This window comes from Shewanella maritima (genome assembly GCF_043643735.1).
In the GTDB taxonomy this organism is placed as follows: Bacteria; Pseudomonadota; Gammaproteobacteria; order Enterobacterales; family Shewanellaceae; genus Shewanella; species Shewanella maritima_A.
In genome coordinates, this window is record NZ_JBHZSM010000020.1 from 1 (window position 1) to 15,496 (window position 15,496).

18 protein-coding genes are annotated in these 15,496 nt (G+C 42.5%); 4 read left to right on the top strand and 14 right to left on the bottom strand.

Annotation, left to right across the window (positions count from 1 at the left end):
* Nucleotides 1-306 precede the first annotated feature (306 nt).
* The gene (locus tag ACHUGF_RS16575; RefSeq protein ID WP_394132872.1) at nucleotides 307-762 is read left to right on the top strand and encodes an RNA recognition motif domain-containing protein; all 456 of its coding nucleotides are present in this window, start codon (nucleotides 307-309) and stop codon (nucleotides 760-762) included.
* On the opposite strand, the gene murI is transcribed toward ACHUGF_RS16575, so the two are convergent.
* Nucleotides 759-1,583, bottom strand: a complete 825-nt coding sequence (gene murI, locus ACHUGF_RS16580; RefSeq protein ID WP_394132873.1) for a glutamate racemase — start codon at nucleotides 1,581-1,583, stop codon at nucleotides 759-761. The two genes, ACHUGF_RS16575 and murI, sit on opposite strands and share 4 nt — an antisense overlap.
* Before the next feature lie 138 nt (nucleotides 1,584-1,721).
* On the opposite strand from murI, the gene trmA reads away from it, so the two are divergent.
* Nucleotides 1,722-2,819: a tRNA (uridine(54)-C5)-methyltransferase TrmA gene (trmA, locus tag ACHUGF_RS16585; RefSeq protein WP_394132874.1), complete on the top strand. Its 1,098-nt coding sequence runs from the start codon at nucleotides 1,722-1,724 to the stop codon at nucleotides 2,817-2,819.
* 90 nt (nucleotides 2,820-2,909) lie between these two features.
* Here the strand turns inward: trmA and fabR are convergent, their stop codons facing one another.
* On the bottom strand, nucleotides 2,910-3,533 hold the full coding sequence (fabR, locus tag ACHUGF_RS16590; protein WP_394132876.1) for an HTH-type transcriptional repressor FabR: 624 nt from the start codon (nucleotides 3,531-3,533) through the stop codon (nucleotides 2,910-2,912).
* A gap of 151 nt (nucleotides 3,534-3,684) precedes the next feature.
* On the opposite strand from fabR, the gene ACHUGF_RS16595 reads away from it, so the two are divergent.
* Complete coding sequence (locus tag ACHUGF_RS16595; protein WP_394132878.1) at nucleotides 3,685-4,791, top strand: acyl-CoA desaturase; 1,107 nt, start codon at nucleotides 3,685-3,687, stop codon at nucleotides 4,789-4,791.
* A 70-nt stretch (nucleotides 4,792-4,861) separates the two neighbouring features.
* On the opposite strand, the gene ACHUGF_RS16600 is transcribed toward ACHUGF_RS16595, so the two are convergent.
* From ACHUGF_RS16600 to nudE, 3 genes are all read right to left on the bottom strand, one after another.
* Nucleotides 4,862-6,184: a hypothetical protein gene (locus ACHUGF_RS16600; protein WP_394132880.1), complete on the bottom strand. Its 1,323-nt coding sequence runs from the start codon at nucleotides 6,182-6,184 to the stop codon at nucleotides 4,862-4,864.
* 100 nt (nucleotides 6,185-6,284) lie between these two features.
* On the bottom strand, nucleotides 6,285-7,094 hold the full coding sequence (gene cysQ, locus ACHUGF_RS16605) for a 3'(2'),5'-bisphosphate nucleotidase CysQ (protein ID WP_394132882.1): 810 nt from the start codon (nucleotides 7,092-7,094) through the stop codon (nucleotides 6,285-6,287).
* A gap of 103 nt (nucleotides 7,095-7,197) precedes the next feature.
* Nucleotides 7,198-7,752, bottom strand: a complete 555-nt coding sequence (nudE, locus tag ACHUGF_RS16610) for an ADP compounds hydrolase NudE (RefSeq protein WP_394132883.1) — start codon at nucleotides 7,750-7,752, stop codon at nucleotides 7,198-7,200.
* A gap of 80 nt (nucleotides 7,753-7,832) precedes the next feature.
* Here nudE and yrfG point away from each other — a divergent pair, with 80 nt between their 5' ends.
* A complete protein-coding gene (gene yrfG, locus ACHUGF_RS16615) occupies nucleotides 7,833-8,507 on the top strand; it encodes a GMP/IMP nucleotidase (RefSeq protein ID WP_394132885.1) in 675 nt (224 codons plus the stop codon).
* A 73-nt stretch (nucleotides 8,508-8,580) separates the two neighbouring features.
* Here the strand turns inward: yrfG and ACHUGF_RS16620 are convergent, their stop codons facing one another.
* From ACHUGF_RS16620 to gspF, 9 genes are read right to left on the bottom strand one after another with little or no spacing between them, the layout of a single operon-like run.
* Nucleotides 8,581-9,342, bottom strand: coding sequence for a type II secretion system protein N (locus ACHUGF_RS16620; protein ID WP_394132887.1), 762 nt, complete (start codon nucleotides 9,340-9,342; stop codon nucleotides 8,581-8,583).
* A 9-nt stretch (nucleotides 9,343-9,351) separates the two neighbouring features.
* Nucleotides 9,352-9,828 carry a type II secretion system protein M gene (locus tag ACHUGF_RS16625; protein ID WP_394132889.1) on the bottom strand — a complete coding sequence of 159 codons (477 nt, stop codon included), beginning with the start codon at nucleotides 9,826-9,828 and terminating at the stop codon, nucleotides 9,352-9,354.
* The gene (gene gspL / locus ACHUGF_RS16630; protein ID WP_394132891.1) at nucleotides 9,829-11,046 is read right to left on the bottom strand and encodes a type II secretion system protein GspL; all 1,218 of its coding nucleotides are present in this window, start codon (nucleotides 11,044-11,046) and stop codon (nucleotides 9,829-9,831) included.
* A 45-nt stretch (nucleotides 11,047-11,091) separates the two neighbouring features.
* On the bottom strand, nucleotides 11,092-12,099 hold the full coding sequence (gspK, locus tag ACHUGF_RS16635; RefSeq protein WP_394132892.1) for a type II secretion system minor pseudopilin GspK: 1,008 nt from the start codon (nucleotides 12,097-12,099) through the stop codon (nucleotides 11,092-11,094).
* The gene (gene gspJ, locus ACHUGF_RS16640; protein WP_394132893.1) at nucleotides 12,100-12,849 is read right to left on the bottom strand and encodes a type II secretion system minor pseudopilin GspJ; all 750 of its coding nucleotides are present in this window, start codon (nucleotides 12,847-12,849) and stop codon (nucleotides 12,100-12,102) included.
* Nucleotides 12,830-13,201 carry a type II secretion system minor pseudopilin GspI gene (gene gspI, locus ACHUGF_RS16645; RefSeq protein ID WP_394132894.1) on the bottom strand — a complete coding sequence of 124 codons (372 nt, stop codon included), beginning with the start codon at nucleotides 13,199-13,201 and terminating at the stop codon, nucleotides 12,830-12,832. Before gspI ends, gspJ begins: the two co-directional genes overlap by 20 nt.
* Entirely contained in the window at nucleotides 13,188-13,766 is a 579-nt protein-coding gene (gspH, locus tag ACHUGF_RS16650) for a type II secretion system minor pseudopilin GspH (RefSeq protein WP_394132896.1), read from the bottom strand. Before gspH ends, gspI begins: the two co-directional genes overlap by 14 nt.
* A 1-nt stretch (nucleotide 13,767) precedes the next feature.
* Nucleotides 13,768-14,202, bottom strand: coding sequence for a type II secretion system major pseudopilin GspG (gene gspG, locus ACHUGF_RS16655; protein ID WP_394132898.1), 435 nt, complete (start codon nucleotides 14,200-14,202; stop codon nucleotides 13,768-13,770).
* Nucleotides 14,203-14,261: 59 nt separating this feature from the next.
* Nucleotides 14,262-15,494, bottom strand: coding sequence for a type II secretion system inner membrane protein GspF (gene gspF / locus ACHUGF_RS16660; RefSeq protein WP_394132899.1), 1,233 nt, complete (start codon nucleotides 15,492-15,494; stop codon nucleotides 14,262-14,264).
* Nucleotides 15,495-15,496: the final 2 nt, after the last annotated feature.

The following is a 15,496-nucleotide window of genomic DNA, read 5'->3' on the forward strand; positions in this document are numbered from 1 at the left end:
CTTAATGCCTTGTGTTTGCTGCTGTGCCGTGTCAGTGGATGCGCATTATAGGCAGCTTAGATTTTTGCGCAAGGGCTAATTTAGATCTTTTCGATCGGATGCCGATCTTTTGTTCGATATGCCTAGAAAATGGTACTTTAGCTGGTTTTTTCTGCTGATTATGGTGCTTTTATTACTATTTTTACGTTTTCACGCTGTTTTACGTTCGTTTTTTCAACAGCGCTATGGTTTCAAACCAGTTTTTTCATTAATATGTAAGCGCTTTTAACAGTTATTTATCAATTTATATTCATTCGAGATAATTTTATGCAAAAATCATTACTAATGGTTTTAGTTGCAGCACTTGTTGGTGCTTTCGTGCTTTTTCAATTTGCAGCTGAACTTGCTCCTTTTGCGGCATTCATTTTAGGTGTCGCCGTTACAACCGCTATTTTCACTCTTGTTCCTAATCAATCTACAGCTAATGATGGTCCATATTCAGGCCCAACCATGACTCTCTATGTTGGTAACTTGCCTTATCGTGTACATGAAGGTGAAGTGAAGGCGCTTTTTGGGGAATACGGACCTGTTAACTCTGTTCGTCTAGTTCGTGATCGCAAGACTGGCCGTCGTAAAGGCTTCGGTTTTGTTGAGATGTCTGAAGCTGGTGCTAAGAAAGCAATGAATAAGCTGAACGACTTTAATTTCCAAGAACGTACACTAAAAGTACGTGAAGCTAAATCGCAAGAATCTGATCCTGCGGATCAAGTAAAAGCGAGTTAATAGCTTATATTAGCTGACTGCGGTAGTAATTGATGTTTATTAATACCGTAGTTAGCTAAAGTTTCAATAACCCCAGTTGAAATCATTTCTGTATATCCCGCCATCATCTTTGCTTGTCTTCCTAACACAACCACCTCTAAATCAGTGTCTATTAATGACACGACCCTAGCTGCAATTGCACTACCCGAGTCCATTAAGGAAACTGGCGTATCAAAACATTGGCTTATTTCATCTGCTAATAGTGGAAAGTGTGTGCAACCCAATACGATGGTATCAATATCTACTTTGTTAATTGGAGACAATATTTGCTTGAGCCGTTGCACATCTATAGCACATTGATCTAGCTTTTGTTCGGCCATCATCACTAATTCTGAGCTACCAAGTAAAGCCACTTCACATCCACTGGCATATTGCTTTATCAATTCTTGAGTATAACTTCGCGTCACAGTGCCCGGTGTGGCTAACAATGCAATATGTTTTGTTTTACTTTGCAGCGCTGCTGGCTTAATGGCAGGCACAACTCCGACAATGGGTATCGCCAGTTGTCTTCTTAATTCATCTAATACAACTGTGCTGGCAGTATTACACGCAACCACAACACAAATAGCATCGATGTCATTGGCCTGCTCAACTATTAGTTTTACACAACCAGAAATCAGGTCAGCCTCTTCAAGATCACCATAGGGCAATCGTGCATTATCAAATAAATAGAAGATGTCCTGTTGTGGTAAAGCTTGCTTAATATGCTCAACGATTGATAGTCCGCCAACACCAGAATCAAATATCAGTACGGGTTGGTTAAGGTAATCACATTCTGACAAAGCAAGGCTCCACTGTTTCTCGGTTAATCTTTGATAGGCAAATTCAGATATAACCGTTAACTAACGATCAATCCACTGGACAAAGACGGTGTGTAGTATAATATTTGCGCCCTTAATTTACAGCCTATGGTGAAAAAAATGAATTTAGCTGCAATGGACCCTAAGAATTACAATGATCAATTACAACACAAAAGGGTCACGCTAGAACAAGAGTTTGCAGAGTTCACTCCACCACAGCTTGAAGTTTTCGCTTCTGAACCCGAACACTACCGCATGCGTGCTGAGTTCCGAGTCTGGCATGATGGTGATGATCTTTATTACTACATGTTTGATAAAGCCCTTAATGAAAAAGTGCGAACTGATCAGTACTTACCAGCAGGTGAACTTATTAATGAAATGATGACGGCATTAATGGAAGAGTTACGCCCTAATCATGATCTACGCTTTAAATTATTCCAAGTCGACTTTTTATCCACACTTAGCGGTGAAATCTTAGTTTCATTACTTTACCACCGTCAGCTCAATGATACTTGGCGTGAGCAAGCTGAGTTAATGAAACAACATTTATCCCAGCGCTTTAACGTCAATATTATTGGTCGCGCGCGTAAACAGAAAATCGATCTCGATAAAGATTATGTTGTTGAGTCTCTAGAAGTTGATGGCCAAACGCTACAATACAAGCAAATTGAGAATAGCTTTACTCAGCCAAATGCCAAGGTATCAGTTAAGATGCTCGAATGGGCCATTGATGTCACTAGCAATAGTACTGGTGATTTATTAGAGCTTTATTGTGGTAACGGTAATTTCTCAATAGCACTGGCTAAAAACTTTGACCGTGTGCTTGCTACGGAGTTAGCTAAACCTTCTGTTGATGCTGCCCAATATAATATCGCCGCGAACAATGTCGACAACTTACAAATTATTCGTATGTCTGCAGAAGACTTCAGCGATGCTATGGCAAAAAAACGCGATTTTAGAAGATTAAAAGATGTGGATTTAGACAGTTATAACTGCAACACCATCTTTGTTGACCCGCCGCGTGCAGGTATTGATGACGATACATTAAAGTTAATGCAGAACTACGACAATATTCTGTATATTTCATGTAACCCTGAAACGTTAAAAGACAACTTACGTACGTTATCGCAAACTCATCAAGTGACTCGCTTTGCATTATTTGATCAGTTCCCATATACCCACCATATGGAATCAGGGGTATTACTTACCCGCAAATAGCGCGTATGTCACTCAATCTATATTGGTGAATGAAAAGCGAATACAAAAATGGCACTCAATCGAGTGCCATTTTTTATTGGAAATACATCTTTAGGCTTCTGGACGTTGTTCCATCTTATTTTGCAAAGCATCGGCACCCGTTGCCACCATACGCAATTGCATGACAAGTTGATCAGCAAGACGTTTACGGTCACTTCGTTTTAAATCTAACGCGGTAGCACCTGCATTAAAGACCAAAATGACTAATGCTTCTGCTTGAGCACGGGCCAATTGCTCACTGCGCTTGGTCGTGGCCATAGTGTAGTGCGCTAACTCAGAGATAAAGTGTTCTATCTCACGCTCAACCGCTGCGCGAAATGCTGCTGAAGTGCCTGAGCGTTCATGTAATAAGATACGAAACACATTCGGATTAGACTCCAATACTTCCATAAAAGTATCGACAGAAATACGGATAACACTGCCACCCGCTTCAGCACGTTGGCGACCTTTGCGCATCATTTGGCGTAAGGTGAGTCCACCTTCATCCACCATGGTTAAACCTAACTCGTTCATATCTTTAAAGTGGCGGTAAAACGAGGTTGGTGCAATACCCGCTTCACGAGCAACTTCACGTAAGCTTAAACTCGAGAAACTTCTTTCAGCACTTAATTGATTAAACGCGGCATCAACTAATGCACGGCGTGTTTTTTCTTTTTGTTGAGCTCGAACACCCATTAGACGATCCAATTAGTCAAGATTAATGCACAGATGATACCGTTTTTAAAATAAAAACACAGCCTTTGCTATCTTGATCATTTTGATAACCTAAGTTAAATTAGCTTACACATGTACGCTAAATATTCTATGTAGTTTTGGATCAACAATAATGAAAAAGCCCCCTATTGTTTGGTTAAACACTTTTCTGTTTGCCAGCACCCTCATTGCAACAATAACACTTGTACCTTGGCGAGCCATGACGCATGGTTTTGATGGCATGGAATGGATAGCATTTATCGTGCTGGCTTATGCTAGCGGCTTATCAATCACTGCAGGATATCACCGACTCTGGTCTCATAAAGCATACAAAGCTCACCCCGTAATGCGTTTTCTGTTTGCACTTGGCGGCGCATTAGCATTGCAAAACAGCGCATTACACTGGTGTAGTGATCATCGCGTTCATCACAAACATGTTGATAATAATGATAAAGATCCTTACTCAGCAAAAATGGGTTTTTGGTACAGTCATATCGGTTGGATGTTACGTGAGTACCAAGCTAGCCGTTATCACGATTACTCAAATGTACGCGACTTGCAAAAAGATCGCATAGTGATGTGGCAGCACAAACATTACTTGTTATTGGTGATAGTGATGAATATTGGTTTGCCTATTTTCTTAGGCTGGCTAAATGGCGATATTCTTTCAATGGTCTTGATGGCAGGCTTATTGCGATTAGTCGTTGTACATCACTGCACCTTCTTTATTAACTCTCTTGCACATATCTGGGGCTCACAGCCGTACACTAATAAGAATACAGCTCGTGATAACGCGTTTTTAGCCTTATTAACATACGGTGAGGGTTATCATAATTTTCACCATATTTTTGAGAATGATTACCGTAACGGTATTAAATGGTGGGACTATGATCCAACTAAATGGCTAATTAAAGGCATGAGTTGGTTCGGACTCGCGACGGATTTACGTAAAGTGCCGCAAGAACGAATTGAACATGCCAGATTACAAATGCAGCTACTTAGAGCTAAAAACAAAGTAGCACATTTACCTAATTGCGATGAAGTGTTTGAAAAGTTACAAGCGGAATACGAATTACTTAAACAACATCTTGCTGACTACTATCAGGCTAAAAAAAGCCTATTAGAAGCTAAACGTAAAGAGATGAATCTAACACCATTGAAGCAACAGGTTGAATCACTCAAGTGCAAACTAGCTGAACAACAAAGACATTGGAAATTACTGACTGCAGCTTATAGTTAGTAGCAACGCAGCAAAAAACACAAGGCCACTTTAAAAGTGGCCTTTTTTATTCACGAGATAATTAACAGCACTAATACAAGCGTACCCTAATGCTCTCATTGGTATAATTGTCAAATACCGCAGGTCTAACATCGGGTTGTTCGCGTGATATTCGGGCATTTTGCTGCCTAAATGCATTATATTCGCTATGAGAGTGCGTCCCATAACCGTATATGTCCACGACAAAATCCGGTTGGTTCATTTGCTCCAGCTTAGCTTCGATATCACTCGGTAATGCTAATGCCGGCATATTGCCTTTTAATGGTGCTTCAATGTTCCAGCTACTAGATAGGTATCCATCTAAACTTACACTCAGTAATGTCCTGCCATTACCTATACCTGAAAAATCGTACGATGTCGCAGAACCATCCAGCATATTCTCTAACATTGATGTGGTCGCATTGAGCAATTCAAATTTGTTATCTTGCAGATCGATAACTTGTTCAATGCTGGTATCGGTGACGCGCATACGATCCGTTGTAAAATGCGTAACATAACCATATTGATTACTCAGTGAGTGGTCCCATAACCCAGCGGTCACAAAGTTATTGTCATATAAGCCTGGAAAAACATGCACATCATAAAGACTAGGCCAGAGAATCCCATTCACACGACCAAACTCATTTTCTGAAAATGTTCTGAAATAGGTGTCATGATGGGTAACGTCCTTAGTCGAAACTAGGATGTTCTCCCCTTGATTTTCAGCACCAGCAAAAATACCTGAAGGAATGACTACCGTTTGTGAAATATCATTGGCATTCACTTCAAGTTGGGCTGCGTATGCAATAGCACCTGATTGATTCGGAGATAGTACAATATTAATCGGGTCAAAATTACCTGAGTACTCACAAATAGTCACTTGGCTTGTTTGATCAATCCTACGACCATTAACTATTACACCATAGTTGCCATATACCGCATTAACGTCAGCCAAGTCAAAAGTAACAGACTCACAATTACATTGTTGGTCCAGCGCAGAGTTATAAAAGACTTTAACACCTAAGTCACCTCCAATGACTTCGGTATAAGTCTTTACGCTAAGCTCATCACTGGTTTCTACGGCAAAAGTGATATGACGGGCGTTATTAGTCCAGTCAATCGACACAAGACCATCACTCGCTGTCTTAGTTTGACTCAGAATGCTGCCATCTTGTTGATGGACAATGACATCGGCATTGGAAATTGGTTGTCTGGCATCACATAGGTAAGCTTGAAACGCGAGTTCAGCAGTTAATTGCTCGGCAGGTTGAACACCGCCAGTACCAGAATCACTATCACTACTGCCACCACAAGCCGATAAGGCAAGTGCCACACTTACGGCCAGTGTGGCTTGTTTAAATCCCTTTAAATTCATAATTCCTCTTATTTGACTACATAACAAATAAACAACTGTAGAGGATAATATAGACTGATAAGAAAATATACAAATATTGCTAGCTTTCACAGACTTACAATTAGTTAATTAACAGTTCATCCCATGGCAGGCTGGGTGTTCCAACCACAATAAAGTTGGGGTTTTCTAATGTTTCACGTTCATTGTAAGACAGAGGCTGCAGCGTAATATCCATAATTGAACCACCCGCTTCTTCTACAATAATTTGAGCTGCACCAGTATCCCATTCACCTGTCGGCCCTAGGCGCACATAGCAATCAGCGCGACCTTCAGCAACAAGGCAACTTTTTAATGCTGCGCCACCAAGTACAACTAACTCACAATGCTTTGAATTATTGAAAAGTTTCAGCACAGATTTAGGATCTTGTCTGCGACTGACTGCAATACACAGTTTTTCGCTTTGGGTAGCGGGAACTTGTTTAGTTTTGATCCGCACTTCTTTCTCGCTATCACGCTTGTAAGCACCTAAGCCTGCAATCGCGTAATAACAAACTTCGGTCATTGGCGCATACACAACACCCACTATCGGGCGATTATGTTCAACTAAAGCAATGATGACAGAGAAATCACCACTGCCCGCAATAAATTCACCCGTCCCATCGAGTGGGTCAACTAGCCAATAACGTTGCCATTGACCACGTTCACTGAAATCGATGTCTGCTGATTCTTCACTTAAAATCGGAATATCTGGAGTTAATTGCGCCAACTGACTGCAAATGATTTCATTTGCTGCCAAATCTGCTGATGTCACTGGCGTGTTATCCGACTTAACTTCACGCTCAAAATTGCCTTTGAGGTAAATATCGCGAATTTCTTGCCCTGCTTTAGTGGCAATTTGAATGACTTGTTCGATGATATTTTCTGGTTTCATTACAACTCCAACCATTGGAAATTAACCGAATATTGCTTAACTGTAACTCATAGGATTAAAAATGTGGTGATATTTAATCCAAAAACACATTAGCATTTTTCAACTACGCATTGGCTGCCAATACCTGTTGGGCCAAAAACAATGCTGTAATACTGCGGGATTCACTAAAATCAGCCTGATTAATCAATGCTTGCCAATCCGCTAACGGCCATGGCACGACTTCTATCGGCTCAGGTTCATCACCTTCTAACGTGCTGCTATAGAGATCTTCTGCCAAATAAATCTGCATTTTGCTGGCAAAGTAACTTGGGGCTAATGACACTTCTTTTAAGTGCGTTAACTTACTGCTAGCAAAGCCAATTTCTTCTTGTAGCTCGCGATTTGCGGCTTCTATAGCTTGCTCACCGGGATCAATTAGCCCTTTAGGAAAGCCTAATTCATAGTTATGTGTACCCGCCGCATATTCTTTTGCCAGCAGTAACTGGCCATTATGCACAGGCACCACCATTACCGCGCCGCGGTTATTACCTTGCATACGTTCATACTGGCGTAACTCACCATTAGAAAACTTCAAGTCAATCTGTTCAATCTTAAAAAGTCGACTTTGCGCAACGACCGCTGAGCCTAAAATTTCTGGTTTAGTGTGTTGCTGCGTCATTGAAACCTCTAAGTGTGACGAATATCTAAATTACAGATACAATCTTACTACCCTAAACATATTCTACAACTGGAATTTGTATGTTTCCTTGGCATCAAATCGACACTGTGCTGTTAGACATGGATGGTACTTTATTAGATTTACATTTCGATAATCACTTTTGGCTACAATTAGTACCAGAGCAGCTGAGCCATCAACAAGGAATTTCACACCAGCAAGCATCGCAAATGGTCACTGCCGCCTATCATAAAGTGGTTGGCACGTTGGAATGGTACTGTTTTGATTATTGGGAGCAACAGCTTGGGCTAGATTTGCTCACTCTGCATTACTCCATCGTTGAGCGCATTCAAATGCGCCAAGACAGCATGCCTTTTCTGCAAGCCTTAGCCTACGCCAATAAACGCCGCATTTTGCTAACTAACGCCCACCCTAAAAGCTTGGCATTAAAGCTTGAACATACTGAACTCGCAATGGGGCTGGACGAAAAGCTATCAAGCCATGAAAGTGGTTACCCTAAAGAACATCCTGAATTCTGGCGTTATGCATTTGAAAAATACCAATTGGACCCAACTCGGTGTTTATTCATTGATGACAGTCCAGCAATTCTTGCGGCATCAAAATTAGCAGGGGTGGAATATCAGTTAGCTATCACCAACCCTGATAGCCAGAAGCCACATAATGTCATTAGCGATTTTCCAGCAATTGATGATTATCGACAGTTGTTACAGGATCTAAAAACCCCTTATACCAATTAGCATAAGGGGTTTTTACGAGGCTTATAATAAGCTACAAGTTCAACTAGGTGAAAACTGATACTTTTCTATCGCATCACATGCCAGGGATACGGCCGCGATAATTAATCGCGTAATATCCTTGGCTATCTTGTTTACCGAGAAATACTAAGGCTTCACGCAAGTCATCGGGTTGGCTATCGGTCGGCTTGATTTTGGCAGATACGATAACTTGATTATTCTCTGCAAGCAGGACAGTACCAGATAAGCCAAGCGCATTAGCGGCTTCATCCACTGTAAGCTTGATCTGACCATCTTCGCAAGAAAGACCAGTATTCAAATTACCTAGTGGATAATTACCAAATTGGTTACTTACATCTAAACCATTAATAAATGCGCGGCCAACGAGTTGCTCACACCAAGGTTTACCCTGCTCAAAATTTTCCACCACAACCGATAAGTCACCATTCACTCGCGTACGAAAAGGTAAACGGGCTCCAGCTAATAAAAAACCACTCGGCGCTTCAAAACGAAGATCTTGTGCATCAATACCACTCATTGATAACGACACATAACCACGGCCATTAACCAGACTGTTGCGATTACCAATTTCAAAATCGATATTGGCTCGTCCTAGCAACAGTCCCCAAGGGCTTAATTCCCATGACACTTGCTCAACTGAACGCTTATCAAATGAAACCTGCGCGGCTCGACCTTGCCACAACGTGCCCGTCACACCAGTGAGTGAGACATTATTTGGCAGCGGCGCAACACTTAATAGCCAATTGGCAGGCATGTACACGACTAAAAACACAAGGTAGAGCGCGATGCCCAACAAAATTTTAATCAATAACTTCACTTATCACCCTTATCGAGAAAGCTGGATCCGTCTAACACGCACGTACCCTGCAGTATCAGATTCAGCTAAGTCGACACTGTCAAGCGTTAAGCCTTTTTGCTCAACTAAATCATGTAAATAATCAAGCAGTGCATCAAAAGGCACATCATCCATCCATAGCTGAATATTGTCACCCTGTGGCTGCATACGTGAAATAACCAGCTTATATTGACCAGCAGTTTGGTTAACAACCGAACTTAAGCTGCCTCTTGCTTTAGGCGCGCCACCACTTTGTTTCATTCCCGCAATTTTATTAGCGGTTTGCTTAACATAGCTGAGGGTTTGTGAGGCTGAAGCATGGCTGCGTAGAGCATCTTCATGCGCCTGACTGATTGGTGACCAGATCCCCCAATACAAAATACCAATCACGAGCATGGCACCACAAAAACCAACTAACTGCTGTTCGCGAGTGGCAAGTCCCCGCCACCAAGTTTGCAAATTTTCCATCTATTTGCTCCTCAAGGTGATAGTGCTAGTAATGTTATCTTCATTGTTATTAATAGCACCGCCATCAATATCAAAGTCCGTTGAAACCAAGCCCTTAAACTTATCAACTTGATCATAAGTTTTAGCCGTAATCTGCATTCTGAGCTCTCGGCGATTGGCATCAAAACGCAAAGTCGTTGGTTTCAATTCAGGTACACTCTTAAATGCAGGTTCAAGGGAATTGAGCATGGCAAAAAACTCTGCGCCACCACCTTGACTACTCAAACTGCGTAAGCTGCTATCTATTTGAGAGCGAATATTCACAATACGATTAACGCTTGGATCAACTCGCTTAAAAACAGCCTCACTTTCGGCACGTAATTGAGCAGTTTGACTATTTAGCTGGCTAATAGACAGCCCTTTATTCGCTAATGCCAACACCACAACGGCGATCAATATAATCGCTGCATTACGCCATACCAATAGATGTTTGCTGTATTCGCGCTTAGGCTTATACATATCGGTCAATAGGTTGAGTGGTGCGTTTATCGCCCCCTTAGCCAATACCATCATGGGTAAATCTAATTGCTGTTGTTCAAGCTCGACACTCGGTAAATCAACATCTGGTGAATAGGCCGCGACAGTCACTGAAGTGTCAGTCTCTTCATCAGTGCCTTTGGCTTGCTGTGCAACTAATTGTGGTAAAGCAAACTCTGCCCATGATTTTGGTAAAGTTAACCCTGAGCCGTCACCGGTTCTCAGTAAGTATTCATCTTGCAGCTCAAGCAGTGCCCATTGGCAATCAGCAAGTGGCAGTGCTAAGCAATCAGGAACAATATTTTTTACTTTTAATTCTGCCTGGGCTAACCACTGCAACCACTCTTGCATTTGCTCATGAGCAACAGCAACAACATTAATGTTTGCACCATCGCGTGGGCCGACAACCACATGCATATTGTCGACATCAGTCGCAAGGTTGTCTTCCAACATAAATGGAATTGCCTTGACTGCTTGGCGTTGCCCTTTTTCAGGTAATGCCACTTGGGTTAGCATCATACTGGTAGCTGGCACTAACACATCAACAGGTCGGTTACCTGCTCGCTCAGTCAGGGTCGGCAAGCTGTTAGCATCAGGCAATTCACCTGATGCGATAATTTCTTGCTCTTGCTCTGACCACACTAACCAAGAGCAGGGTTGCTCTTGTGTGCTCCCTAAGCGGATAAATAGCCTTTCAGACACTTTATTCTCCACCAATCTCGTTGAAACAGACTACATGAGATTGCATTATTGTTGGCCGCCATATTGTCGTGTTAACACTTCAAAATTTTCGCCACTCCGTTGTAAAACACTGTCCATCTTAAAGATAGCGTTATCGACTTTCGCGCCAGCTTTTAGGCTAAAATAATTACTATCAACCACAAAGCTGGATTTCAAGTCAGCATTGGCAGACTGCACATTACTTAATGTGGAATTCTCCCAAAACTCATCAATTTTTTCGTAACCGTCTGCAGGTCTTTGATTAATGATGCTTTGTGCATCACTCAGCGTAATCTGATTATCAAACATGCCAACCATTAGCGCAGCTTGTTCAACCTCAATGGTATTGACGTTAAGCAACTGGCGGTTATCACCAGGGATAGCACACACATATGGCAGTAAGTTTAAATAAGTTTGTTGCGTGTAACCTAAAACTGCACGTAATTCACTGCGGTGTTGCATTAACGTATTTGCCGCTCGATAAGGTACATTACGAGATTCATATTCCGCATCTTCAGCACCGTATGGGCTAGAGACGGTATCCTCATCGATATAATCTTTTAATGTATGGCTCAGCCGCTCAGCGCCAAAATCATCCATACCTAATGCTACTAATAGAGACTTATATTGCCTAGCCGCCACTGTGGGCTTTGGCTGACCGTTCTCATTACCCGTTGAAGGTTGCGATAATGCATTCAGATTAAAACAAGCACGCATATCACTGATTTTACCGCCAATTTGACCGCCTTCGACAGGAAATACAGCATCGGCTAATGCCCAATATTGCTGTAAATGCACAGTACCGTCGGCATCTTTCATGTCTTGACGTAACACCTTCATCGCTAGCTCTTCGGCCGATAATGCATACCAGTATGCTTGATCAAATTGTGCTACGTTCAAAGTACGGCGCATAGATAACTGGTTACGACTGGTGATATTGGTAGCAATGATAGATACCATCGCTACAATTAAAATCACAAATATCAGCGCAACTCCTCGCTGCTTGCTGCGACTCGGTGGGATATGTCTCATCATCTAAGTACCATCCGAGCTACCGCCACCTGAGCTACCACCGGAGTTGCCTCCAGAATTACTATTTCCTGAGTTATTACCAGAGCTGTTACCTGAGCTATTTCCGCCTGAATTATCATCATCAGCATCGCTAATTGCTGGTGCACCTTTCGCTAACATAAAGCGCCTTTGTATGGTGCCTAACCCTTCTAATTCGATTTCCATTGCAATGGCTTGAGGCATTTGAGTACCATCGACTTTTCGACGCCACTCTTTATCAATGAAGAACGAATACTCCACACCTAGCACACCTTCAATTACCACACTTTTTATCGGGTCTGCACCTAATTCAGGATCAGGGTAAGGAAAATACCAACGCTCTAAACGTTCTTGCTGCACAACATAGGCCACTGATTGAATACTGCCCCGCGGCAACATACCATCAGGGTTTAACCAACCTAAGCGAAAAAAACTCAACGCTTCGGTATCAGAATCTAAAATATTATCACCAGCTTCAAAGAATGAATCACTACGCTCACCTTCAAAATTACGTTTGGTTCGTGCAACCATTTGGCCTAAATCACGCTCAATCGCACCAAAACCTTGCTGCAAACTTTTTAATTGTTTGGCAAACTCAGCCGTTGTCTCATCATTGGTCATGACCGTATCAAGTACCGAGTTGGCAGCTAATCCAAGCATAGTGAAAATAGAAATGGCAATGAGCATTTCCAATAAGGTAAAACCCTTATTTGCGTTACTGGCGGTTATGCACATAACTACTCACCTGCGCGGCAACACGATTAAATCTTTCATCTTCGCTAACAGTAATACGGATCATCCGAAAGTTATCATCAACGGTTTTAATCACTTCACGGCGCCAGTACCACTCTTGCCCAGCTAACTCTTCAGTGCCGTCTTTACGTCCCAACTCTGGAAAGCCCTCAATCAAACGTGCATCCACCATTTGATTACTGGCGACCCATTGGGCTAACGTGCGCTGCTCTAATATCGGCAAATTGGCAATCTGATCACCCAAACTTTTGACAATAGCAACTGCAGCAATTGAAAACACCGCCAAAGCAACAATGACTTCTAATAGGGTCATGCCTTTGTTAGTAGTCTTCATCGAATTGCCCCAGCGCCATCCGGCCTAATGCATCACCTACCACGCGAACGGTTTCTTGTTGCGTGCCAGGTAAGTCGAACACAAACGTCAATTCAAAGGGGGTCATTTCCCCACTAGGAAACAGCATAATCTGTGGTTCAGGATACTTTTTGCGCTCTTCCTTGTCTTTGTCATCAATAAATGGGTCATCGAACCAAGACTCGCTTTGCTCATCTTCTTGCTCAAGGGGCATTCCATCAAGCACCAAGTTCATCTGCATACCATCGTCGATTGTTTTGGTGGTCAGCAATCTGTCTTGGATGATCGGTTGCCATTTTTGCTCTTCATACATGACAAACTGATACTGGCTATCCTCAATCACAATGCCAATAAAGGCACCGCTAAGTACTGCTTCGTCAATCACCAGCTCCGTGGCGGCCATAAATTGTCGCGCGTGTTTTTCTAGCGCTTGTTTAGGCCCCGCGGTGCTGGACGTCAGGGTTATCATGGTGGCAGCAATCCCCATTAGTAATGCAACTAATAAGACTTCCAGCAAAGTAAAACCTGATTGACGAGACGACCTCATATTATTGGAAGTCTTGTATATTCCAGTTGCCGATATCATCTTCAGTGCCAGGCGTACTATCTGGGCCAGCAGTGAAGATATCGATACGACCATTTTGGCCTGGGCTTAGCAATAAGTAATCATTTCTCCAAGGATCTAATGGTAAGCGACGAATATAACCGCCTTCACGGTAGTTGCGCGGCTCAGGTGATGACGTTGGCTTATTAACTAACGCATCAAGGCCTTGGTCAGTTGTTGGGTAAACACCATTATCAAGGCGATACATGTCTAATGCGTTTTCTAGCGCGACAATATCAGAAATTGCTTTTTGCTGATCAGCGGTGTCCTTATTCCCCATCAAGTTCGGTACAACCATTGACGCCAAAATACCTAAAATCACGATAACGACCATGACTTCTAATAAAGTAAAACCACGTTGATTACGATTTCTTTGCATTACATCTTCCTCATTAAAAAACTTTTGCATGGCCAATTGGCCGGTGACCACTTTCCTTGCTAGCCACTAATTAAGTTATTCAGTTCTAAGATTGGCTGTAAAATGGCCATCACAATGAATAACACCACAGACGCCATGCTTACTACTAACATAGGCTCAAATACACCCAAGGCTAGATTGACGTTTGCCTCAAACTCTCGATCTTGGTTATCAGCGGCGCGTTCTAGCATATCTTCTAATTGACCACTTTTTTCGCCCGATGCAATCATATACAGCATCATCGCTGGGAACAGTTTAGTTTGCGTAAGTGCAGCACCCAGACTGGTTCCTTCACGCACGCGCGCAGTCGCTTCATCAACGCTGGCACGCACTTTCACATTTTGTAGTACTTCACTGGCAATACGCATACCGTCAAGTAGAGGCACTGAACTGGCCGACAAAATACTCAAGGTACGGGCAAAGCGAGCAGTGTTAAGCCCTTTACTGACCTTTCCGATCACCGGCATAGTTAATAACGCCGTATGGTATTTCATCCGAATAGCCGGTTGCTTAATCAATCGCTTAAATATCACAACCATGAGCATCAATACGCCAACAACGAACACACCGTAATTTTGCACAAAGTCGGACGCTAAAATTAAGAACTGTGTTGTGCCAGGTAGATCTTGTCCCATATGCTCAAATTGACTGACAACCTTAGGAACAACAGCAGCAAGCAACACAGCAATCACACTGATGGCAACAACCGTTAATACGATAGGGTAAATCATCGCTTGAGTTAATTTAGACTTTAACTGCTGACGACGCTCGGTGTAGTCAGCTAGACGATTTAACACGATCTCTAAGTGACCTGATTTCTCGCCTGAGGCCACCATTGCGCGATATAAATCATCAAAAACATGAGGGAATTCAGCCATTGAATCGGCTAAACTGTAACCTTCAACAACACGAGAACGTACAGCCATGATCATGCTGCCAAGGCGTGCTTTCTCTGATTGTTGACCGACCGCTTTTAGGGCTTCTTCAATCGGCAATCCTGCCGCAACTAAGGTTGCAATTTGTCTGGTGATTAACGCGAGTTCAGCAACAGAAATACGCTGTTTAAACAAGCCAGCTAAACTAAAACCGGTTTTACCTGATTGCGCTTCTTTTTCATTAACCTGCACAATTTCAAGCGGCATCAGGCGTTGATCGCGTAACTGACTACGGGCGTGGCGAGCGGTATCCGCTTCAACCACACCTTTAACTTGCTTCCCTTGCTTATTAAGAGCCTTGTACTCAAACGCTGCCATCA